22 protein-coding genes are annotated in these 23,358 nt (G+C 42.7%); 7 read left to right on the forward strand and 15 right to left on the reverse strand.

Annotated elements, in window-relative coordinates; translation table 11 throughout:
• Positions 1–6 precede the first annotated feature (6 nt).
• The 3 genes from mutS to E2R65_RS19930 all read left to right on the forward strand — a co-directional run bounded on the left by mutS (position 7) and on the right by E2R65_RS19930 (position 3,474).
• Positions 7–2,616, forward strand: coding sequence for a DNA mismatch repair protein MutS (mutS, locus tag E2R65_RS12500; RefSeq protein ID WP_134336808.1), 2,610 nt, complete (start codon positions 7–9; stop codon positions 2,614–2,616).
• Between the two features lie 196 nt (positions 2,617–2,812).
• Positions 2,813–3,307 carry a C40 family peptidase gene (locus E2R65_RS12505; protein ID WP_229704615.1) on the forward strand — a complete coding sequence of 165 codons (495 nt, stop codon included), beginning with the start codon at positions 2,813–2,815 and terminating at the stop codon, positions 3,305–3,307.
• Between the two features lie 44 nt (positions 3,308–3,351).
• Complete coding sequence (locus E2R65_RS19930; protein ID WP_260172201.1) at positions 3,352–3,474, forward strand: hypothetical protein; 123 nt, start codon at positions 3,352–3,354, stop codon at positions 3,472–3,474.
• Here the strand turns inward: E2R65_RS19930 and E2R65_RS12510 are convergent, their stop codons facing one another.
• Together E2R65_RS12510 and E2R65_RS12515 are read right to left on the reverse strand one after the other, a co-directional pair.
• On the reverse strand, positions 3,475–5,379 hold the full coding sequence (locus tag E2R65_RS12510) for a DUF3857 domain-containing protein (RefSeq protein WP_134336810.1): 1,905 nt from the start codon (positions 5,377–5,379) through the stop codon (positions 3,475–3,477).
• Positions 5,379–7,349 carry a DUF3857 domain-containing protein gene (locus tag E2R65_RS12515; RefSeq protein WP_158285272.1) on the reverse strand — a complete coding sequence of 657 codons (1,971 nt, stop codon included), beginning with the start codon at positions 7,347–7,349 and terminating at the stop codon, positions 5,379–5,381. The genes E2R65_RS12510 and E2R65_RS12515 overlap by 1 nt, the downstream gene beginning before the upstream one ends.
• A gap of 118 nt (positions 7,350–7,467) precedes the next feature.
• On the opposite strand from E2R65_RS12515, the gene E2R65_RS12520 reads away from it, so the two are divergent.
• Positions 7,468–8,475: a 3'-5' exonuclease gene (locus E2R65_RS12520; protein ID WP_134336812.1), complete on the forward strand. Its 1,008-nt coding sequence runs from the start codon at positions 7,468–7,470 to the stop codon at positions 8,473–8,475.
• Between the two features lie 59 nt (positions 8,476–8,534).
• Here the strand turns inward: E2R65_RS12520 and queG are convergent, their stop codons facing one another.
• Positions 8,535–9,473: a tRNA epoxyqueuosine(34) reductase QueG gene (gene queG / locus E2R65_RS12525; RefSeq protein WP_134336813.1), complete on the reverse strand. Its 939-nt coding sequence runs from the start codon at positions 9,471–9,473 to the stop codon at positions 8,535–8,537.
• A 144-nt stretch (positions 9,474–9,617) separates the two neighbouring features.
• Here queG and E2R65_RS12530 point away from each other — a divergent pair, with 144 nt between their 5' ends.
• Together E2R65_RS12530 and E2R65_RS12535 are read left to right on the forward strand one after the other, a co-directional pair.
• Positions 9,618–10,007, forward strand: coding sequence for a SpoIIAA family protein (locus E2R65_RS12530; RefSeq protein WP_134336814.1), 390 nt, complete (start codon positions 9,618–9,620; stop codon positions 10,005–10,007).
• A gap of 16 nt (positions 10,008–10,023) precedes the next feature.
• On the forward strand, positions 10,024–10,296 hold the full coding sequence (locus tag E2R65_RS12535) for a hypothetical protein (protein ID WP_134336815.1): 273 nt from the start codon (positions 10,024–10,026) through the stop codon (positions 10,294–10,296).
• A 67-nt stretch (positions 10,297–10,363) separates the two neighbouring features.
• Here E2R65_RS12535 and E2R65_RS12540 read toward each other — a convergent pair whose 3' ends face one another.
• The 9 genes from E2R65_RS12540 to E2R65_RS12580 all read right to left on the reverse strand — a co-directional run bounded on the left by E2R65_RS12540 (position 10,364) and on the right by E2R65_RS12580 (position 21,364).
• Complete coding sequence (locus tag E2R65_RS12540) at positions 10,364–10,783, reverse strand: nuclear transport factor 2 family protein (protein WP_158285273.1); 420 nt, start codon at positions 10,781–10,783, stop codon at positions 10,364–10,366.
• Positions 10,784–10,914: 131 nt separating this feature from the next.
• Entirely contained in the window at positions 10,915–11,829 is a 915-nt protein-coding gene (locus E2R65_RS12545; RefSeq protein WP_134336817.1) for a polysaccharide deacetylase family protein, read from the reverse strand.
• A 173-nt stretch (positions 11,830–12,002) separates the two neighbouring features.
• A complete protein-coding gene (locus E2R65_RS12550) occupies positions 12,003–13,166 on the reverse strand; it encodes a Gfo/Idh/MocA family protein (RefSeq protein WP_158285274.1) in 1,164 nt (387 codons plus the stop codon).
• A complete protein-coding gene (locus E2R65_RS12555) occupies positions 13,156–15,438 on the reverse strand; it encodes a GH92 family glycosyl hydrolase (RefSeq protein WP_134336819.1) in 2,283 nt (760 codons plus the stop codon). Before E2R65_RS12555 ends, E2R65_RS12550 begins: the two co-directional genes overlap by 11 nt.
• Before the next feature lie 153 nt (positions 15,439–15,591).
• A complete protein-coding gene (ruvB, locus tag E2R65_RS12560) occupies positions 15,592–16,614 on the reverse strand; it encodes a Holliday junction branch migration DNA helicase RuvB (RefSeq protein WP_134336820.1) in 1,023 nt (340 codons plus the stop codon).
• A 121-nt stretch (positions 16,615–16,735) separates the two neighbouring features.
• Entirely contained in the window at positions 16,736–17,467 is a 732-nt protein-coding gene (locus E2R65_RS12565) for a polyprenol monophosphomannose synthase (RefSeq protein WP_134336821.1), read from the reverse strand.
• A 119-nt stretch (positions 17,468–17,586) separates the two neighbouring features.
• A complete protein-coding gene (locus E2R65_RS12570; protein ID WP_134336822.1) occupies positions 17,587–19,080 on the reverse strand; it encodes a POT-type proton-dependent oligopeptide transporter in 1,494 nt (497 codons plus the stop codon).
• Between the two features lie 116 nt (positions 19,081–19,196).
• Positions 19,197–20,114: a hypothetical protein gene (locus E2R65_RS12575; RefSeq protein WP_134336823.1), complete on the reverse strand. Its 918-nt coding sequence runs from the start codon at positions 20,112–20,114 to the stop codon at positions 19,197–19,199.
• Positions 20,115–20,185: 71 nt separating this feature from the next.
• Positions 20,186–21,364, reverse strand: coding sequence for an acetyl-CoA C-acyltransferase (locus tag E2R65_RS12580; protein WP_134336824.1), 1,179 nt, complete (start codon positions 21,362–21,364; stop codon positions 20,186–20,188).
• A 177-nt stretch (positions 21,365–21,541) separates the two neighbouring features.
• Here E2R65_RS12580 and E2R65_RS12585 point away from each other — a divergent pair, with 177 nt between their 5' ends.
• Entirely contained in the window at positions 21,542–21,751 is a 210-nt protein-coding gene (locus tag E2R65_RS12585; protein WP_134336825.1) for a hypothetical protein, read from the forward strand.
• Between the two features lie 27 nt (positions 21,752–21,778).
• On the opposite strand, the gene E2R65_RS12590 is transcribed toward E2R65_RS12585, so the two are convergent.
• The 3 genes from E2R65_RS12590 to E2R65_RS12600 are packed head-to-tail and all read right to left on the reverse strand — an operon-like array spanning position 21,779 to position 23,335.
• The gene (locus E2R65_RS12590) at positions 21,779–21,943 is read right to left on the reverse strand and encodes an Arc family DNA binding domain-containing protein (protein WP_134336826.1); all 165 of its coding nucleotides are present in this window, start codon (positions 21,941–21,943) and stop codon (positions 21,779–21,781) included.
• Between the two features lie 4 nt (positions 21,944–21,947).
• Positions 21,948–22,475, reverse strand: a complete 528-nt coding sequence (locus E2R65_RS12595; protein ID WP_134336827.1) for a hypothetical protein — start codon at positions 22,473–22,475, stop codon at positions 21,948–21,950.
• Between the two features lie 2 nt (positions 22,476–22,477).
• Entirely contained in the window at positions 22,478–23,335 is an 858-nt protein-coding gene (locus tag E2R65_RS12600) for an SPFH domain-containing protein (protein ID WP_134336828.1), read from the reverse strand.
• Between the last annotated feature and the right edge of the window lie 23 nt (positions 23,336–23,358).

Below are 23,358 nucleotides of genomic sequence, written 5' to 3' on the forward strand. Positions count from 1 at the left end.
ATACCCTTGGCTAAGAGCGAAACCAAAGAAACCCCCTTAATGCAGCAGTATAATGCCATAAAGGCTAAGTACCCCGGTGCCTTGCTGCTGTTCCGTGTGGGCGATTTTTATGAAACCTTTGGCCAGGATGCGGTAAAGGCATCTGGCATATTGGGTATTGTGCTTACGCGAAGGGCCAATGGTGCAGCCACGCATATAGAGCTGGCCGGTTTTCCGCATCACTCGCTGGATACCTACCTGTCTAAACTGGTGCGTGCCGGGCAGCGTGTAGCTATCTGCGATCAGCTGGAGGATCCTAAATCAGTAAAAGGTATTGTTAAGCGTGGTGTTACCGAACTGGTTACCCCCGGTGTTGCCATAAGCGATAACATCCTGCAGCAAAAAAGTAATAATTACCTGGCTTCGCTGTATTTCGAGAAGAATAGTATCGGTATAGCCCTGATAGATATATCTACAGGCGAGTTTCTGACTGCGCAGGGCAATACAAGCTATATCGACAAACTGCTGCAAAGCTACGCACCCAGCGAGGTGATATTCCCCAAAAGCCGCCAGCACGATTTTAAGGATACCTACGGCGACCGCTTTTACACTTACACACTTGATGAATGGCCCTACAGCGGCGATTATGCAACCGAAACGCTGCTAAAGCACTTCGGTGTAAAATCGTTAAAGGGCTTTGGTATTGATAAGCTTAACCTGGGCATAGTAGCAGCAGGTGTAGCATTGCATTACTTAAATGAGACAGAACACCGCAACCTGCAGCATATCTCGGCCATTAGCCGGATAGAGGAAGACAGGTACCTATGGCTGGACCGTTTTAGCATCCGTAACCTGGAGTTGGTAGGATCGCATAACGAGAATGCCCTTACCCTGGTTGATGTGCTGGACCATACCTGCTCGCCTATGGGTGCACGGATGCTGCGCCGATGGATTGTGATGCCGCTGAAAGAAATTAAACCCATACAAGACCGCCTGGGCGTGGTAGAATACCTGATAGCGCAGGAAGAGTTAAGGGAAGACCTGCAAAGCCAGATCCGCCAGATAGGCGACCTGGAGCGGCTGATCTCTAAAATAGGATTGCAAAAAGCCAATCCCCGCGAGGTTTGCCAGCTTAAAAAAGCCTTGATCGCTATCGAGAGCATCAAGAAACTGACAGAAGCAGCTGATAGCGCCCCGTTAAAAGCCATTGGCGAGCAGCTAAATCCCTGCATATCTATCAGCGAACGCATAACGCGCGAATTGCATCCCGAACCGCCTGTACTCATGGCAAAAGGGTCGGTGATGAATGATGGGATCAACGAGGAATTGGACAGGCTGCGTAAAATTGCCTTTGGCGGTAAAGGCTACCTGCTGGAGATCCAGAAGCGCGAGGCCGAAATAACCGGTATCCCATCGCTGAAAGTATCGTTCAATAACGTGTTTGGTTACTATCTGGAGGTAACCCACAGCCATCGCGATAAAGTACCAACCGACTGGATCCGCAAGCAAACGCTTGTAAATGCCGAGCGGTATATTACCCCCGAACTGAAAGAATATGAAGAGCAGATATTAGGCGCCGAAGAAAAGATATTGGTGCTGGAAACCAAGTTGTACAACGACTTGCTTTACGCCCTTGCCGAATATATTAAACCTATTCAGCTGAACGCTATCCTGATAGCCCGTTTAGATGTGCTGCTTAATTTTGCCACCATATCTATCAAAAACTATTACGTTAAACCCGAGGTGAACGATAGCCGCACGCTGGATATTAAAGGCGGCCGCCACCCGGTAATAGAGAAGAACCTGCCGCTGGGCGAGGAGTATATTACCAATGATGTTTTCCTGGATTCGGATTCGCAGCAGATCATCATTATAACGGGGCCCAATATGGCGGGTAAGTCGGCCTTACTAAGGCAGACGGGATTGGTCGTTTTAATGGCGCAAATGGGTTGTTTTGTCCCTGCAAAAGCCGCTTCAATAGGCTTGGTAGATAAGATATTTACCAGGGTTGGGGCATCGGATAACCTGTCGTCGGGCGAATCGACCTTTATGGTAGAAATGAACGAAACAGCCAGCATCCTCAATAATTTATCAGATCGTAGTTTGATATTGCTGGATGAAATAGGCCGCGGTACGTCAACTTACGATGGTATTTCTATTGCCTGGGCCATAGCAGAATATCTGCATAACCACCCTGCGGCAAAAGCTAAAACGCTGTTTGCCACCCACTACCACGAGTTAAATGAGTTAAGTAACAGCTTTAACCGGATCAAAAATTACAATGTATCCGTTAAGGAAGTTGGCCAGCAGATCATATTTTTACGTAAGCTGGTACCCGGCGGCAGCGAACATAGCTTCGGGATCCATGTGGCTAAACTTGCTGGTATGCCCGGCAAGGTACTGATGCGTGCTAACGAAATACTGAAAAAGTTAGAGAACGAACGTACTGGTGGTGAGCACATTAAAGAAAGTATCCGTAAGGTGCAAAAGCAGGCGGTGCAGATGCAGATGTTTTCTATAGACGACCCGGTGCTGGTAAAGATCCGCGATACCTTAAATAACCTTGACGTAAACACCCTGACACCTGTAGAAGCCTTAATGAAGCTGGACGAGATACAAAGGGTGATAAAGGGATAATAGAAGATTTGCAGATAGAGCGTAATAAGTATCTGAATCTGCACATCTATTAGCAATGTTGAAATGTTTATAACCTCTTGAACAACATTAACCCGTTAAAAAATAACTTTACAGCATGTTGTTATCCCGTTATGTTCGCCTGATTTTTATATTTGCCGCTGCTGTTATTTTATCTTCCTGCCACTCCAAAAAGAAGATGATGAGGAACGGTAGTAATGACCCTTATACCATGACCAAGCCGGATAAGGACATTGCCGAAAAGTATGCTGCCTTAATGGGAGTAAACCGTAGTGAGATTCAAAATGGCAGGCTTTATGATTTTATTGAAGAGTGGTATGGTACCACCTATCGTTTTGGCGGTTTGGATAAGAATGGTGTAGATTGTTCCGGTTTAACTTTTTTATTGCAGCAGCAGGTTTACGGCATTACGCTTCCCCGGATGACGAGTAAACAGGTATTGGTCATCAAACGTAAATATGAGGAAGAGTTAAAAGAAGGCGACCTGGTTTTTTTTGATTTTGATGGTAAGCAGTTTAGCCATGTAGGCGTTTACCTGCAAAATGGTTATTTTGTGCATGCCAGCACCCGTAAAGGGGTGATGATTGCCAGGCTGCATGATAACGGTATTTATAAATTCTTTTCGCGCGGAGGATCGATAACAGACAGTACTTCGTCGGCACAAACAGAATAGTTATCATTATACGATATCTGCGTATAATTTATAATTTTGTGCCTATGCCTGATCAGGAAAACGATTATTCTTTTTGGACCAAATACAAGCGTTACGCCGGTAACGAAATATTGCTATACGTAATTATGATTGTAGGGATCGTTTTGGGAATCATTATTTTTAGCTAATCAGTTTTTTACCAGCATTATATTATAGCTATCGGCATCTGCAACAGCCTGATAAAACGCTACCAGATCCTGATAAGTTTCTTTACTATAAGTTCCGTCAATGATTTCTATGCGGCGTTTATAAAGCAATTTGCCGTCATGATAAACAGTGCTTGCCTTAAATTTACCAAAGGGTTTGCTTAGGCTAATATTCAGCGGTTCGGTATCCGGGTGGTAACCCGCCGGCAAGGCGTAAGTAATCTCATCCTCGTCTACATATCCACGGTTAATATATACAGGTTTGGTACGGTTGCGCACATCACGTATGCTGCGCAGTTTATTTACCGGGTTTAAGGAAAAATATACTTTTCCATTATCTGCCGAAGCAAACTCGCGGGCATCAAGCTGTATGTTTTCTGTGCTTACAGGTATTTCCTTTTTATCCTGCTTTACATCAAATTTTTCAATATCCAGGTTGTTAATGCCGGCATACATTTTTTGAACCGTTTTTTTTTGTTCAGACAAAGGCTCGCCCACTAAATCTTCGGTGTTATCATATTGTGTGCCTGTGTAAATGGTAGCCATATTACCGCTCAGGTCGCCGGTATTGTTTATCGTGAACACAGCTTTACGTACTTGCAGGTTATCTGCCGCCGTGTATTTTGGCGTATGCATCAGTTTGCCACCTTCGGGTGTGCATGCCAGTACGGTGCGGTCGTCGGTAAAATCGCTTAAAAAACCGAACGGGATCTTTTGGCTGGTACATTCTAAAAAGGTAGTATCACCCTTTAATGGCAGGCATAGTATAATATGATTGCCCTGGTCCATACTGGCAAAATCATTAAGCATACTCACTTTATTGCTGCCTGCTTCAACAACGCAATACCAGGAGGGGATATCAGCAGCCTTAAATAAGGCCTGGGTGTAATTTACGAGTGCTTTACAATCACCATAATTTAACCTTTCTACATCGCCGGCCAAAAATGGCTGATAACCGCCAATGCCCACCTGTACACTGATATACCTTGTTTTGCCCTGCATATATTCATATATTTTGCGGGCTTTTTGCTTAATATCCGTAATGCCGGCTGTAAGTTCTTTTACTTTATAAATTGCTTCTGGCGGTAGCGCCTGGCGGTTTAACAGCAGTTTACTATAAGTCCATTGGCCAAGTTCTTTCCAGTTAGTGAATGAGCCTGATATACCTGCGTAAACAAAATTCTGAGGCGCTATTTTAACCATGCTTAAATAACTTTCGGCAAGCGGGCTAAACGGTTCGCTTCTTAATGCTTTTAAATTATTCAACTGCCAGGTATAGGTTTTTAAACCTTCGGTTGTTGTGCCTATGCTAACCTTTGCAGGCATATTGATCTCTTTGTACCTGATATTAAAATCGGGTTTACAGGCAAATGTGAACGAGCTTTTTTCTACTGCAAGGCCGGTTTCGGGGTTGGGTTTCCAATCTCTGAAGTTTAGTGTTTGTTTAGATTTAAGTTCATACTCATACTCTATGGTAAATGGGTACGAGCCGGTTGATGGAATGTAATGTTTCAGCCGCGAATCTTCAAACAAAGAAAAATCATTCGCGCCGTTTACATCTTCAAAATTCTTTTCAGAAAACTTTCCGGTAAATTTTCCAAACTCGTCATAAATTGTTCCTTTAATATTTTTTATCAGGTTGGTTTTATCATACCAAACCACTATCCGTGCAATATCATCGCCGTTTTTATTTAATACTGTTACAGCTGTTTTTATACGGTATATGGTAGTGTTATCCTTAACCTCGGTGTAAACGTTTTGGTTACGTATCACAGCACTTGCATAAGGCAGCAGGTCTTTAGGAATCAGGCTGGCGCTATAATCGGCCTGTGCATTTACACGGCCAAAGTTCAGCAATATTATCAATGCGGTAAAAATTCGCTTCATTATTTTTTCTTAAACACAATATCTGCTTTTTCTGAAGCTATTATTTTGTTATATAACTCTTTCAGGTATGGATATTCTTCGGGTGCGTAAACAGATTTATTAAACTGTATCACATTTGAATAAGTAAATTTATTCCCTTCGCCGCTAAACTCAGTTAAAAACTTACCGCCCTGGTTTGGCAGGCTCACGGCTGTATTTTGTGGCGAACCTTCAATAATATATCCATCGGGCAGGCTCATGCTTAAAATGTATCTGCTGCTTGATGGCATGCCCCAGTCTACCGGGTAAGAGCGATCCTGTAATTTAAAAGGATTGTTTACATACCGGTTTAAAATCACCGGGTTAAATGCAAGCCTGTTGTGGTTAAGGTTATCATATACATCTATTTCCACCTCGTAATGTTCAACAAGCGGTTTATCAAGGCTATCCAGGTTGCCTATGGATGAATTAAGAATTTTTATTTTGCCCAATTTTTCATCCAGGTTTTCTATATATTCATCAACGGTATTATATTTTTTAATGGCTTTGCGTTTTTCATACCCTTCGTAACCATAAGAGTATGAATTGATAGTGCCTTTTAATTTGCCGTTGGGCTGCAAGGTAAGATCAAGCGAAGTGGTGTTTGTCTTCTTTTGTTTTGCATTCAGGTCTAACCAGTACGACGGTTTGTCCAGGCTCATTACGCGGCCCTGGTCATTAAGGCATTTTAAAGGCAGCATACCAAAAGAGAGGAGCGGGTCTGTTGCATCAAGCAGATAATCCTCACCACCAATGGTTGCTTTAACAACAATGTAATTAAACTCATTTTCTACAGGGTACAAGCGGTTTACAACGCCGTTACCACGTGTAGAAAGCAAAACCGCATCTGTTTTGATACCAGCAGAATTTAGGGCTGCTGCCAGGCATAAATTAATATCACCCACATCGCCGGTATGTTTTTCAAGCGCTTTTTTGATCCCGTCGCTTTCCCGGGAATTGATATCATTCCATTTGATGTTCTTTTGAATATACTGGTAAATAGCTAAGGCTTTTTCCATTTCGCCGGTTTTGCCTGCAATAACAGGCGCTATGTATGGCTTTAGCAGGTCTTTTTTTATCTGCGAACCGAAGTACTCGGAGTGCTTAAGATTATAATCAATATCCTTCCAGTCTTTAGTTACTTTGTTTTTTACATTGGTGTAGGGGTTGGTCCATTCTTCCAGATTAAAATAAACGGCAGATAAAAAGTTTTTTTGTGCTGTCATATAATCTTCAGCGATAAAGGCTGGTATATTTGCCATGCCGTAGCTTAAAAAGGAGCAGTCGGATTTAGAGCCGCCGCTTGTAAAACACTCCCGTTCAATGTCCGCTACGTTTTTTGTTAATTTTAGCGGGCCGCGTATCATAGCATTATACGACCAAAAAGCCGGGATATGTACCTCATACTCTGAATACATTTTTGGAATATCATCCTGAAAATCCCAAGATGGAAACCGCCCAAAGCCCGGTATAATGCGTGTGTAGCTATATTCTATAATACAGCCGCTGCGTATGTTTGGCAAGGCAAATTTTTTCTGTTTCCAATACTTGTTTTCGGTTACTGTAAAAATTTTTGTTTGATCCAGTTCTGCATTACGTATCAGGCCATCCTCGTCTGCATAGGTAGTAAGCCCTTTTATATCCGTTACTTCATCTTGTACCTCATCACTATAATAGTAGGGAATATTAATGGTACCCTTATTAAACGCTTTGCTATCCAGTATTTTTATTTTAACGTGATACTTAAACATCATTTTAATGTGGTCATCGCTGGCTACATCAATACGGTTAGACCCAAACTCCTGTATTACAAAAGCATGTGCAGAGGTATCGTTTTTATAAATTTTTTGAGCTATTTCCTCTTGTGTGAATTTACCAAACGCAAAATCCTGGGCTTGTGTTAAACTTGAGAAAAAACTGATTAACAATAGGTTAAGTAGAAATTTGTTCATGTAGTTTAGGGTGTAATAGGCTGATATGAAAATATAAAAATATCCCGACATTTAATAGCGAAATAGTGTGCCGATAATTTTAAGAGTTTTACCACCTTTGCATTACTGAAAAACAAAAATGAAATTACAATTAAAGCGGCCTCTTGCCTTTTTCGATCTGGAAACTACCGGTACCAATATTGGGGCCGACCGTATAGTAGAAATATCTGTTATTAAACTTAACCCTGATGGCAGCGAGGATGTTAAAACCTGGCGCATACATCCCGGCATACCTATCCCGCTGGAATCATCGTTAGTGCACGGTATTTATGATGAGCATATACAGAACGAGAAGCGCTTTCAGGAACTGGGCCAAGATATAGCCGATTTTATACACGACAGCGACCTGGCCGGATACAATTCTAACAAGTTTGATATCCCGATGCTGATGGAGGAGTTTTTGCGTGCCGGTGTACAGTTTGACCTTGACCAGCGCCATTTTGTAGATGTGCAGAATATTTTCCACCAGATGGAACAGCGTACCTTAAAGGCCGCTTACCAGTTTTATTGTGATAAGCAGATCATTAATGCACACTCAGCCGAGGCGGATACCCGTGCCACTATGGAAGTTTTGCTGGCGCAGATAGAACGTTATGAAAACCAGGAATGGGAAGATAAAAAGGGTAATAAAAGTACCCCTGTTGTAGGCGATGTAGAGGCGCTGCATAAATTTACAAACCTGAGCCGGCCTGTTGATTTTGCCGGCCGCATGGTTTACAACGAGCAGGGCGAAGAACTGATTAACTTTGGCAAGCACAAAGGTAAAAGGGTGGAGGATGTGCTTAACGTTGAGCCAAGCTATTACTCGTGGATGATGCAGGGCGATTTTCCGTTGTACACTAAACGCAAGCTGGAAGAGATCTATAAACGCTGGAATGCTAAAAAAGTGGCCGAACGCCAACAAGCTAAACCGGCACCAGCGGCCAGTGCCACAACAATGCATACGCCAAAACCGGCATTGCAGAATAACAGCCCTAAAAGTTCGCCACAGCTAAATAATCAACCTAATAAAAAGAAGGAAGAACCGGCCAAACCGGTAAACGAAGATATGCTGGCCCAACTGGCCATGAAGTTTAAGAAGGGATAGTTAAAGGTTTGTGATTGGTGAATAGGGTTTAGATTCAACTGAAATCTATTCATCACTCACTAATCACTTTTTTTCAGAAACTCAATATTTCGCTTCAATCCTTCAAATTTGGTTCTTTTTACTGCCGAGTTTTTGAATACTTTCTGGAATACATCCGCAGTGATATCCTCCCAGTCTTGTTTTTTTAACCCGTGCAGATCCGGATGCGGGATAAATGCCGGTTCGTTGTGTAGTACAGAAAAACGGTTCCATGGGCAAACATCCTGGCATATATCGCAGCCAAACATCCAGTTATCCATTTTACCTTTAAATTCCTGTGGTATCTCGTTCTTCAGTTCAATGGTAAGGTAAGAGATACACCGGCTGCCATCAACCACATAAGGGCCAACTATGGCATCCGTAGGGCAGGCATCAATACAGCGGGTACAACTGCCGCAATGGTCGGCTGTGGGTTCTATATCATATTCCAGTTCAATGTCTACAATCAGCTCTGCTAAAAAAAAGAAAGAACCAACCTGTTTACTCAGTAAGTTACTGTTTTTACCTATCCAGCCTAAACCTGCCTTTTTAGCCCAGGCCTTGTCTAAAACCGGTGCCGAATCTACAAAGGCCCTGCCACCAACTTCGCCGATTTTTTGATTGATGATCTCCAGTAAGGCCTTTAGCTTGTCTTTAATAACCGAATGATAGTCAGTACCATAGGCATATTTAGATATTTTGGGTGCCGATGGGTCAAGCTGCTTGGTATCAGTATAGTAGTTTATCCCCAGCGATATAACTGATCTGGCGCCATCTACCAGTAAACGAGGGTCGAGGCGTTTATCAAAGTAGTTTTCCATGTAGCGCATTTCGCCGTGCATGCCCTTATTAAGCCATGCTTCCAGCCGAGGTGCTTCCTGTTCTAAAAATTCTGCTTTAGCTATACCGCAAAACAAAAAGCCCAGGTTTTTAGCCTCGGTTTTTATCATTTGCGAATATGCCGACAGATTTTGCTGCATTGCTGCAAAGATACATAATGCAATGTTTTTTGTCCGGACAAGATTATAACTCGTTATGAAATTAATTAAATATATATTAAATAATTTTCTTTTTAAATAATGGTATGGCTTTTGGTGTTGTTTGTATAAACAATACAACTAATTATGCTGCAATTTATAAACGACCTGGAACCCCATGTAGTTGGCATACATGCCATAGGCGAGGTGACCAAAGAAGATATGGAAAAAGTGCTGATGCCACGCATTGATGAACTGGTAGCAAGGCAGGGCGAAATTAATTATCTGCTGGTACTGGAAACCGATGTACAAAACTGGACCGCCGGCGCCTGGTGGGATGATATAAAGATGGGGCTGAAGAATTTTACTAAATGGAATAAGATTGCTGTAGTGAGCGATCAGAAAGGTGTACAATGGTTTACCGATGCATTCAGGTTTTTTGTACCGGGGAAATCAAAAGGATATTCATTAGCAGAACTGGACGAGGCCGTAAAATGGATAAGTGCGAAAGAAGAAAAAAACGAATCATCTAAATAATTATTAAACATATACTATGGAAAACAAACCAGAAGGATTTGACAGGGCCAATGGCCAGGGGCAAAACCACGATATTGCCGGAAATGTTGCTAATGTTGCTAATGAAAACATACGTACGAATACCGATTCGGATGAGATTGATAAAGGCAGCGAGCCTAACGTACAGGATAAACCCGATGATACCCGCGTTAAAACGGTAACACCGGGTAATGATAACGGCGACCCCGGGCCCGATACGGAGCAGGATGCTTCTAATAAAGGCAAAGGCCCATCTGGCGAAAATTTGTAAATAATAATGGCCTCATCATTGATGAGGCCATTATCTTATCCGGTTATTTAAAGCTATTATAATGGAATTATCTATTGTGATATAATCTGGAATTTGAATATGTTGCTTCGCTGATAATTTTATTAACCTTTATCTTGAAGATACTGGCATTCCGCACATCATAACGAATTGGGCTGCCGGCTTTTTCTTTTAATCCTATTATATCATATTCTACTATCACGGTAGTGTCGGTATTTATTACATTGTCAACCAAATATTTTGCATCCGGTGATATGTAAAAAACCTGGTGATAAACTTGGTCGGCACCCTGTGGGCCCAGTGTTTCGCCATCCCAATCGGTTGTGGTTATTTTAGCTTTGTCGGCGTATTGCGCAACCAGGCTTTTCAGGTCATGATCATTTAAGTAACGAAAATGCTCGTCAATAACTTGTTTGGATGCTTCGCTTTGGCTTACAGCTGCAGTGCCGGGCTGGTTATTACATGCCATAAATGTAGTTGCAAATAGCAAAAGCATTATAAGGCGCAGGGTAATTGTCATGATTAAAAATTAATAATTCTCCTTTAAACATCAGCCCCTCATTTTGATATAAAAGAGGGGCTGGCATGGTATTGATTACGTTAAAAGCTGTTACGTATGCTGTTGCTAAATGTTTTAGTGCTCCAATAACCGCTGTCCAGTATCCTGCGTACGGTTAATAGCGGGTAGTCCGGGTCGCGTTTATCAGCCAGTTGAAAAGCCATTTTAAATCCTTTTTTATCCAGTTCGGGTAAAACGGGTTTTTTCCAGATGCCAAAAGGATAAGCGAAGTATTGGATTTTTTTACCGGTTATTTCTTCCAGTTTTTTAGTTGGCTTATCAATTTGGGTAACCCAGTCGTCTACCGGCCTGTTGGTTATTTTGCCGTTGATACCTTTTATTACCAGGTTGGAATTATGCGAATATTTATCTACGCGATGATGATCCCAGGTGTGGCTGGAAATCACATTTCCATCGTCTGATAACTTTTTGATCATCTCTGCGGTCATATAATGTGGCCTGCCGATAGACACTGTCATTACAAAGAAAACGCCTTTAAAACCATATTTCTTCATTTCGGGCGCGGCAATGGTAAACTGGTCAAGATCGGTGTCATCAAACGTAAGCATAATGGGCTTTTTGGGTAGCGGTGCACCGGTTGTGAGGTAGTTATATAACTGATCGGGCAGGATGGTGTGGTAACCGCTGTCTGCAAGCATTTTTATATGATCCTTAAATGCAGCAACCTGTACAATATAATCTTTAGCACCTTTAGAATCGGTCGCTTTCCAGTCGCGTATCTGGTGGTAACAAACAATAGGCACCTGTTTGCGGGCCAATACTGCTGTTTTATCAATGGGGCCGTTAGCCAGTATTGCTACAGGCGACGCTGCCGTTTCTTCGGTTGCAGTTTTAGCGCTGTCGGCAGTAGCCTTACCTGCCGGTGATGGTTTAGATTGGCACGATACCATGCCCAGGATACAAAGCGGCAATAAGGCCGATAATTGCTTTAACATATTACGGTGAATGATTTGTAAACTGCTAAAATAGTATAAATACAAGGTGAAGTATTAACTGTTAATAAATTTTAATACGTTTTTAATTAGCCAGCTATGCTGTTTAGCAATTGCATATTTAAAGTTGTTTTCAATTAAGGCGCATGCGGCAGGTGTGGTTTTTTTAGAAGACATTAAAGCACTATTCTTTTGTTTTCGGCTATTGATCGTTTTGCGGCGTCCAGAATTTGCATTACGATCATATTGTATTTTAATGACGATCTGTCGGTAATACCTTTAAGCCTGTTGTTAACCACCATTTGCAGATAGGGTATAGGATGATCGTTAGGGGCGCTGAGGGGCATAGCAATGCTGGCCGTGACCGGTTTTTTATCTAAACGGGTAATTACATTTTCCTTGTCTAAAGCATGTATATAACCTTCATCGCCAAAAACCTCCAGGTCTTTGATAGAAAAGGGCCAGTTCCATGATGCCTGTATAATGCCGGTGGCCGTAGGGTATTCTACAATAATGGTAGCATCATCATCAACCTTTGGGTAAGTTTTTAGTTTAAAATGCCGCGCTACAGCGGTAACTGCAACTGGCTTTTGGCCATTCATTAACCAAGTCATTAAATCTGCGCCATAGCAGCCAAAATCATTAAGGGCGCCAGCTCCGTTCAGTTCAGGGTCGGTAAGCCAGTTGGTAAATTCTTTACTGCAGCCAATCTCTTTTGGGCCCTGATGCCCGTCATGCACTACAATTTTACGGATTTGGCCCAGGCTGTCTTTAGCAGCCATGTCATAAACATGCTGATAGGATGGATACCAGGTAGTTTCATAATTTGTGAGTAGCTTAATGTAATACTTTAGGGCTAAAAATTCCATACGGCTGGCCTGTGCAAGCGTTGCCGCCAATGGTTTTTCTACCATTACCGAGATACCCAGGGGGGCGCAGATCTCTACAATATCTATATGTTTGGCAACCGGGTTATAGCCTAAAACTACATCAGGCTTTTTGGTGGTAACCATTTTTTTAAGATCATCAAACAGGATAGAATCAGGCAGGTTGTACTGTTTTTGGTAACGTTCCCTTAATTGTTTATCCGCTTCTGCAATGCCTGCAATAATTACCTTACCATCGCGGTATTCGCTTAAAATATTATGAACATGATCATGCGACAGCCCTGCAATACCCAGTTTTTGGGTGCTTAGTAAAACAGGCACGGGCGGGGTAACCGGTGGCGTACTTTTTACCGCCGGGGTAATCTGCGCTGATATTATCGATGCAAACGCACCTGATAGTACGATCAGGCAAATTAATGATTTCGCAAGTTTTCTGATTCCGTTATTTTTCATTCGATAGTGAATAAGGCACATCGGCTGCTTGTGTACCCCTGGCCTTGTTAGGTATTGCCGACATGTTAAAGTTTAAAACTTCGCCCTGTTGCATTATTTTATGGCTTACCCAGTTATTGCTGTATGGCTTGCCATTAACCGTAAGGTTAGTTACAAACCTGTTTGCAGGGCTATTGTTTGGCGCATTAATAATAACTTTTTTGCCGTTCTCTAAGGTGAGTGTTACCTTTTTAAATAAGGGGGCGCCCAATACATATTGGTCTGTTGCCGGGCATACCGGGTAAAAACCCATTGTCGAAAAAACATACCAGGCAGATGTTTGGCCGTTGTCTTCATCGCCGCAGTAACCATCGGGTGCGGAATGGTACATCTTATTGATCACATCGCGCACGTGCAGCTGGGTTTTCCACGGCTCGCCGGAGTAATTGTAAAGGTAGGTCATGTGCTGGATAGGCTGGTTACCATGTGCATACTGGCCCATGCCTGCAATCTGCATTTCACGTATCTCGTGGATCACTTCGCCGTAGTAGCTATCATCAAATACAGGCGGAAGCGAAAACACAGAATCCAGCTTGGATGTAAATTTTTGCTTGCCGCCCATCAGGTCTATCAGGCCGGCCACGTCATGAAAAACGCTCCAGGTGTAGTGCCAGCTGTTACCCTCGGTAAAAGCATCACCCCATTTGAAGGGGTTAAACGGCGACTGGAATTTGCCATCTTTATTTTTGCCGCGCATCAAGCCGGTTTGCGGGTCGAACAGGTTTTTATAGTTCATACTGCGTTTGCGGTAGATCTCTGTTTCTGATACCGGGCGGTTCAAGGCCTTGCCCAATTTATAAATCGTAAAATCATCGTAAGCATACTCCAGTGTGCGGGCGGCATTTTCATTTATCTTTACATCATAAGGCACATAACCTAAAGTATTGTAATAATCAACACCATCGCGGCCTGTAGCTTCGGGGCCATCATTATTGGCGCCGTGTAATAAAGCTTTGTAAAGGGTTTGGATATCATAACCACGGCCGCCTTTAAGGTAGGCATCGGCCACAACAGATGCCGAGTTGTTACCCACCATTACATCGGCATAGCCGGGGCTGCTCCATTCCGGCAGCCAGCCACCTTCTTTATAATCGTTAACCAAACCTGCCTGCATCTCCTTATTAATTGACGGATACACCAGGTTTAAGAAGGGGTACAAAGCGCGAAATGTATCCCAAAAGCCGGTGCCTGCAAATTTATAGCCAGGCAGTATCTGGCCGTTTTGTGCACTCCAATGAATTGGAGCGCCTTTAGCATCCAACTCGTACATTTTGTTTGGGAAAAACAGCATACGGTACAGGCAGGAGTAAAATGTTTTTACCTGCTCTACCGAACCGCCTTCAACAGCTAACCTGCTTAAAGTTTTGTTCCAAACGGCTTTAGCCTTTTGTTTGGTGATATCAAAGCTATCATTACCAACTTCCCTGTTCAGGCTTATTTCGGCCTGCTCTAAACTGATGAACGATGAGGCCACACGCAGATTAACCTTTTCTCCTTTTGCGGTTTTAAAGCCTATAACTGCGATGGCATGTTTGGCATTAAGTTCCAAACCATCTTTTAAAGTGCTGTCGCTATACACCTGCGCGGTAGTAATTGGCTTATCTACATAAATAACAAAGTAGTTTTTAAAATTCTTAAGTGGTCCGCGGGCGTATTTAGTAGAGTATCCTATAATTTTCTTCTCTCCGGGGATGATCTTGATGTACGAACCTTTGTCAAAAGCATCAATAACAATAAACGAGCTATCTGTTTTGGGGTACGTGAACCTGAATTGTGCACTGCGTTCGGTGGGCGCAATCTCGGTAGTTATATCATGGTCGGCCAGGTAAACACTGTAATAATAGGGCTTGGCTATCTCTGCCTTGTGCGAAAACCAACTTTGACGCTGGTTTTGCGATACTTTGGTTTTACCGGTAACCGGCATAATGGCAAACTGTCCGTAGTCATTCATCCACGGAGATGGCTGATGGGTTTGTTTAAAGCCGTTTATTTTATAAGCATCATAAGTATATTGCCATCCATCGCCCATTTTACCGGTTTGAGGCGTCCAAAAGTTCATGCCCCAGGGTACCGCTATGGCAGGGTAGGTGTTACCGTTGCTCAGGTCGTATTTAGATTGTGTACCCATTAGTGGATTGATCCATTCCACCGGGTCGGTAACTCTGGTTACTTCCTGGGCAAATATTGCAAACGAAAATAGTGAGAAAGTTAAAAGAAGAAATTTCTTTTTCATGTGTGAGTTTAATGGTAATATAATATAAACCGGCCGTAAATATAAAAGACTGGCGGGTATTGCCAGTCTTTTATATTGTAAAAATGTTATAGCTGCCGGGTATTTATTTCAATAAATCTCAAAAACCTGGTATATAACTATCGTTAGCTTATATTAAAATAAGGAGGGATTGCCCCCGAGTTTGATTTTGCCAAGATGCCTGTAAGCGCTTTCTGTGGCTTCGCGGCCGCGCGCAGTACGCATTAAAAAGCCTTCCTGTATTAAAAAGGGCTCGTACACTTCTTCAATGGTGCCCTCTTCTTCGCCAACAGCGGTGGCTATGGTTTTTAAACCTACAGGGCCTCCCTTAAATTTGTCTATAATGGTAGACAGGATCTTGTTATCCATTTCGTCTAACCCATGTTCATCAACATTAAGTGCGTTAAGTGCATATTTGGCAATGGCGGTATCAATATTGCCGTCGCCTTTTATCTGGGCAAAATCGCGCGTGCGGCGCAGCAGGGCGTTGGCAATACGCGGTGTACCACGGCTGCGGCGGGCAATTTCATAGGCACCTTCGTCGCTTATGGGGGTGCGTAAAATGGATGCCGAGCGTAAAACAATAGTAGTTAGCAGTTTGGCGTCATAATATTCAAGCCTGCAGTTAATGCCAAATCTGGCACGTAAGGGTGCCGTTAACAAGCCCGAGCGTGTGGTGGCGCCTACAAGCGTAAACGGGTTAAGAGAGATCTGTACAGAGCGGGCATTGGGGCCGCTCTCCAGCATGATATCTATCTTAAAGTCTTCCATAGCCGAGTACAGGTATTCTTCTACCAGCGGGCTTAAACGATGGATCTCGTCAATAAAAAGGATGTCTCCGGTTTCCAGGTTAGTGAGTAAACCAGCCAGATCCCCCGGTTTATCCAATACAGGGCCGGATGTTATTTTAATACCTGCGCCCATTTCATTGGCAATAATGTGCGACAGCGTAGTTTTACCTAAACCGGGAGGGCCGTGCAGCAGCACATGATCTAACGCTTCGCCGCGCTGGCGGGCCGCCTGTACAAATACGCGCAGGTTTGCCATAATACTGTACTGACCGGTAAAATCTTCAAAAGCTGCCGGGCGCAGTACTTTTTCGATATCCCGTTCGGCAGGACTAAGGCGTTCGCTATCCGGATCAAGGTTTTCGTTCATTAGGGTAAAATTAGGAATTTTACGGGGATTAGTTAATTAGAGGTTAGAGATGAGTTAGAAAACGGAAAGTAAGAGATACATAATTGGCCTAATCTCTATTCTTCGGTCTCTAATCTCAAACTCACCCTTCCGGATACTTCCTGAATATACTGTTGATCTTCATTTGTATCACACCAAAAAATGCCTCTTTGAAGATGCCGGATGACATTTTTGAGGTGCCCGCCGTACGGTCGGTAAAGATGATAGGCACTTCGGTTACTTTAAAGCCATGTTTAATAGAAGTGTATTTCATTTCTATCTGGAAAGCATAACCCACAAATTTTATTTTATCAAGATTTAGTGTTTCTAAAACTTTTCGTTTGTAGCACATAAAGCCGGCTGTTGCATCCTGCACATCAATACCGGTGATAAAACGTACATAAACGGATGCAAAAAAGCTCATCAATACACGGCTCATTGGCCAGTTAACCACATTTACACCCTTAATGTACCGCGAACCAATGGCCGCATCCGCACCATCTATACAGGCCTGGCGTAAACGTAACAGATCATCAGGGTTGTGCGAAAAATCAGCATCCATCTCAAATATAAAATCGTAATGATGTGCTACCGACCATTTAAAACCATGTATGTAAGCTGTTCCTAATCCCTGCTTGCCCAGGCGTTCTTCTATGAATAACTTATCGTTAAATTCCGGCTGAAGTTGCTTTACAATGGCAGCAGTACCGTCTGGCGAGCCATCGTCAATAATCAGCAGGTGGAAATCATGAGGTAAGGTAAACACCTTGCGTATCATTCGCTCAATGTTTTCTTTCTCGTTGTAAGTAGGGATAATGACAATGCTATCGGGCACGGCAGACGCAGGATTTGTTTTGGTAAAGAACGCCGCTAAAATAATTTAATTTTACACGGCTTTAAAATAAAAAACAGGAAAGTAGGGTACTTTCCTGTTTTTTTAACAGTTGTATGTTGTTAAAGGCGCTCTGTTTCTGCTGCTACCTGATTGATGATAACCGGGTCGGTAATGTAATTACGCTCTTTTAAACGCGGAGAAATAATTAAGAATGCAATGATAAACACGCATATAAACGCTACAAAGAACCATTCGTAATTGGCACCTTTAAGATTTGTAGCCCACCAGCCGCCACCTTCAATAAGCCCGTTTACAACGGCGGTAATAAGGTTGCCGAAAGATACCACCAGGAACCAGATCCCGGTCATGGTACTCTTCATTGATTTTGGCGAATGTGTGTAAGCATATTCCAAACCTGTGATAGATACCAATACTTCTGCTGCCGAAAGTATCAAAAAGGCAAACACCTGCCACCAAATAGAAGGTGAGCCGCCATGATCCAGGCTGGTATGTATCACGCCAATCACTACAAATGATAAAGCTGTTAGCACCAAGCCGGTACCAAGCCTGCGTAATGGGGTTGTTTTTAATCCCCGTTTATCCAACCATGGGTATATCACATAGTTAAACAACGGAATAAACATAAGCAGGAATAAGGTATTAAAAGTTGATAACTGACCGGGATATACGGTGAATGTAGTAAAACCAAGGTTAATAACACGATCCATCTTTGCTGCATATAATGTCCATTCAGATAAACACTGATCCCAAACAGCCCAAAATGCGAGGGCGAAAAAGAATACTGTCATAACCCTGTACACGGCTTTTACGCCTTCAACACGTTCAGGGTCATAAGTGCCCTTGGCGATATCAAGCATGTGTTGCCCCGGTTTACGCTGGCTTAAGTGCGTAAGTGCATACCAGGTAATAAATACCAGGTTATTGCGGTTTATACCTTGCGGGGACACCTTTACATACTTTTTACGCCCCGAAAAAAATATGATGGTAGCCAGCGCCATCAGTAGGCCGGGGATACCGAAAGCCCATTTTGGCCCAAAATGCTCATAAGTCCAGGGAATGGCAACTGTCGAGATCATAGAGCCGGCATTGATACTGAAATAAAACCAGCCGTAAACTTTAGAAAGCAGATCCTGGTTGGTAGCATCAAACTGGTCGCCAACGTTAGCCGATACGCACGACTTGATACCGCCTGCGCCAATGGCAACAACAAGTAAACCCAATTCAAAGCCACTAAGGCCGCCATCAAACGTAGCCAGCATTAAATGCCCGATGCAGTAAATTATAGATACATAAAGGATAAGCTTATATTTCCCGGTGAACCAATCAGCTATCATACCGCCTACAAATGGCAAGGCATAGGCCACCATCACAAACAAGTGGTGTAGCTTATTAGCATGCGCATTAGCCTGGTCGGTTAATGCCGGATTGTCTGCAGGGTTAAAAAATTGCTTTACTAAAAACAGGGTAAGTATAGAGCGCATTCCATAGAAACTAAAGCGTTCTGCTGCTTCATTTCCGATAATATAGGGAACACTTTTGGGGAATCTTGATTTTGCTTTTACCGGCGATGCCGGGATGGTGGTTTCTGCCATTATCTGTAATAACTATTTTTTCCTAAATTACTATAATTAAATTGATCCAAAATTTTATACCGAAATTATTACAGAAGATGCCTGTAATGTTTTTGATTATTGTGTGTTAACAAGCTTTAATTTCTTTTACGAACAGGTATCGCTTTTCTATCAATAATTGCCTGTATCTTGGGGTCTGTGTACCCTTCATCCTGTGTTTGGGGAATGTTGCGCATATCTAAATTTTGTACTAATACCCAACGGCCGTTTTTGAGTTGATAACCGTCGTAGCTCAGGTCCGGGCCAAAGGTTTCGGGGCTGTCTTTCATTTTTTGGTCAGGTGGGGCAAGATGATCAAACACAATCAGGTTTTGGTCTGGTACGTAACGCAGCAGCATAGATGCCTGGCGGGTGTATTCAAAAACTATCCGTTTACGGTTATTACCATCACCAAATACGGGCATGCCCAGTACAGGTTTGTTATCCCTGTCAAAAGAAAGCACCTCGATAACCTTTTTTGTAGATTTTACGTTGTTGCCCTTCCAGCCAAGTAATACATAATAAGGCTTTGCTGCCGATATGCGAATGATCTTATAATATTGTGCACCATACCATTTGTGGTTATCAGTAACAGAGTCTTCAGGGTTTTTAATAAATGGCGTGTAATCTTCCAGCGGATACATCAGCAAACTACTGCCGGTATTCATTTGCACCGTGCCGTAATAACGGTAACTGCCGTCCTGGTTCATAACGTGCCAGCTTAGTATCCGGAAACGGTTATCGGGCGAGTTGATGATACTTACCGTTTTTACCGAATCGAAAGGATAATTAAAAGAATGCGGAATTTTTAAGGCCATAACCAGCATTTTGATAAACCTGTAATTGGCATTTTTGCGTTCCAGTTCCTCGGGATTGTTAATAAATACTTTCCCAATGTTTTTAAGGCTATCCTGGTAAATGTTTAGCTGTTTCAGATTTTTAGCCTCATCAGAGTGCTGTGCAAAGCATGCACCGAAAGAAAACACAAATAAAAAAGCTAATAAAGATCCCCTCATTAAAAATGTATTGATATTATAATGCTAAAACGTAAAGCAACACGCTAAATTATCAAAAAGATCGAGGCTTGTTATGATAAATTTTCGATAACCAATGCACTTGCGCCGCCACCCCCGTTACAAATACCTGCTGCGCCCAGTTTGCCGCCATTTTGCTGTAAAACGTGTATTAGTGTTACAATGATACGCGCACCGGATGCACCCAGCGGATGGCCTATAGCTACCGCGCCGCCGTTTACGTTAACCTTAGCAGGATCAAGTTGTAATATTTTGTTATTGGCTACTGCAACAACCGAAAAGGCTTCATTTATTTCAAAAAAATCAATCTGTTCTGCAGTCAGGCCTGCCTTATGTAAAGCCAGCGGGATAGCTTTGGCCGGTGCTGTAGTAAAATATTCGGGCGCCTGCTGGGCATCGGCAAACGAAACAATTTTGGCCAGTGGTTTAATGCCCATAGCATCGGCTTTCTCTTTACTCATTAATACCAGGGCAGCAGCACCATCATTTAGGGTTGATGCATTAGCGGCCGTAACCGTACCATCTTTTTTAAACACCGGCTTAAGTGTTGGTATTTTATCAAATTTTACGGTGTTTGGTTCTTCGTCATCTGTAAATAAAGTAACCTCACCTTTTTTATCTTTTAGTTCCACCGGCGTAATTTCTGCATTGAATTTACCTGCGGTTTGCGCTGCTTGTGCACGCTTGTAGGATGTTATGGCAAATGCATCCTGCTCTTCGCGGGTAACGTTGCAGTCAACGGCGCAAAGTTCGGCTGCAGAGCCCATATGGTAATCGTTATAAACATCCCAAAGGCCGTCTTTAACCAGGCCATCTATAATTTGTCCGTTACCTAAACGGTAACCGTTACGGGCTTTATCCAGGTAATAAGGTACATTGCTCATGCTTTCCATACCGCCGGCCAGTACAACATCATTATCGCCGCAGGCAATGCTTTGGGCTGCCAGCATAACAGCCTTCATACCCGACGCACAAACTTTGTTAACCGTTGTTGCCGGTAAGTAGGGCAAACCTGCAAATACAGCTGCCTGTGTTGCAGGGGCCTGGCCCAAATTAGCCGATAGTACATTGCCCATATATATTTCCTGCACATCTGCCGGTTGCAGCCCTGCTTTTTCAATAGCCGATTTGATAACCAAAGCGCCTATTTGCGTTGCCGATAATGTTGCTAAACTGCCGCCGAAACTACCTATGGGAGTGCGGGTGGCCGAAACGATATATACTTCTTTCATAAGGAAGAGTCTTTTATAAATGGTGAGGCAAATTTAGGATTTTACTGATAATAGTAACGATAGAAAAAGAAATATTATGCATGCATAGTAATTTTCGATACTGTGTTATCTAAATTTTTGATAATTATTTATTTACAGTTATATTTAGTGATATTATTTAACTTAAACATTTTAATCATGACAAAATTATCGAGAAAAGAAATGAAAACAGTTGCGGGAGGTGTAACAAGTAACAGAAACAAATGGACCTGCTATGGCTCCAGTTACCAGGGATACGTTACCACTTGTGCCGATTTTAACCCAACTTCTTATTGTTCCGGTTGCGGCTACAGCGATTGTGTAGATACAGGCGTAAGATGTTCTACCACTACGTTGTGTGTTTGTTAAAAGTACTTAGGGCTGCATTAAGCAGCCCTAAGTACTTTTTTTTCGGATAGTTCTTTTACGCACCTTCAAGGCCTCCTGCAGTAAATACTCTATCTGCCCGTTAGTGCTGCGAAACTCATCGGCTCCCCACAGTTCAATATCCTTAAGTACGTCGGGGTTTATCCTTAAAACAAATGCTTTTTTTTCTGCCATAGTATTAACTTGCTGCTGCCTGCTGCCGGCGTAACAATATAATGTGTAAGCCTATAAGCGTAATTAAAGGCAGTGAGGGCACTTGATCTTGCTTTAAAACCTGGCAAAATGTAACAGCGTAGGGCTGCTTAAAATTAAAGGCCTGCAAACTTATCTCAAGCATATCGCCTAAACTATCATTGGTAATGGTTAATGATTTAGAAAACATTTTTTTGTATAAGTAAGTCGCCTCAAAACCACTATCCATGTACAGGTTAAAATCCCGTTTCCAGGTTTGTGGGGTTAGGGTGCCAATGTTTTCATTTTCGCCTTTGTTTAAAAGCAAAGCCCGTTTAAACCAGCCCTTACGCTTAATGGTCCAGGTGCCTTGCGGTGTTTCTATTATTGCGTTTCGGTTAAAATTAGAGCTGTAACTAAGCCTGCCGTACACATATTGTCCGTCGGTTAATTCAAAGTCAGGATACCAGAAACCTTTTTTTACGATAGTTAGCTGGTGGGCGCGCAATTGGTCAAGTTGTTTATAATCGCTCATAATTAGTGGTATAAAGTGCCTGTATTTACAACGGGGCTTACGCTCCGGTCTCCGCAAAGCACTACCAGCAGGTTGCTAACCATAGCTGCTTTGCGTTCTTCGTCCAATTCAATAATGTTTTTTTCTTCCATTTTTTGCAGTGCCATTTCTACCATACCTACTGCACCTTCAACAATAAGGCGCCGTGCAGAGATAATGGCCGAGGCCTGTTGCCGCTGCAGCATAGCGTGTGCAATTTCTGGCGCATAAGCGAGGTGTGAGATGCGTGCTTCCAATACCTCGATACCTGCACGTTCAAGCCGTTCGTTAAGTTCTTGAACCAGCAAAATGCCAACCTGTTCAGATCCGCCCCGCAGGGTGATGCTGGCATTCTCATCCTCTATATGATCGTATGGGAACGAATTGGCCAGGTGGCGCACAGCCGCCTCGCTTTGTATATTAACATATTGCAGGTAGTTTTCTACTGCAAAAACGGCTTTGGCAGTGTCTTTTATCTGCCAAACAATAACGGCTGCAATTTCTATTGGGTTGCCAACACTGTCGTTCACCTTTAGCTGCTGGCCATTTAGGTTAAATGCTTTTAACGATACCTTCTTTTTAACAGTAAACGGGTTTACCCAAAAAAAACCATCCTGCTTAACGGTACCCTGGTATTTACCAAATAAAGTAAGCACCTTAGATTCGTTCGGGTTTACAATAGCCAGCCCGGGCAATATAAATACAAAGTTTACAATGCATATAACAGCCCCTATAATGGGCTCGTCCATATAAAAAGTAAATGCTGCTGCAGCTATAAGCACAAGTACTAAAATAAAAGCTAAATAGCCTGATGGTGCTGTGGTAACTTTTTCGGTTTGCATGTTTTGTTTTTGATTTAAAGTGA

Origin of the sequence: Mucilaginibacter phyllosphaerae (assembly GCF_004378255.1) — a bacterium.
Lineage (GTDB): Bacteria > Bacteroidota > Bacteroidia > Sphingobacteriales > Sphingobacteriaceae > Mucilaginibacter > Mucilaginibacter phyllosphaerae.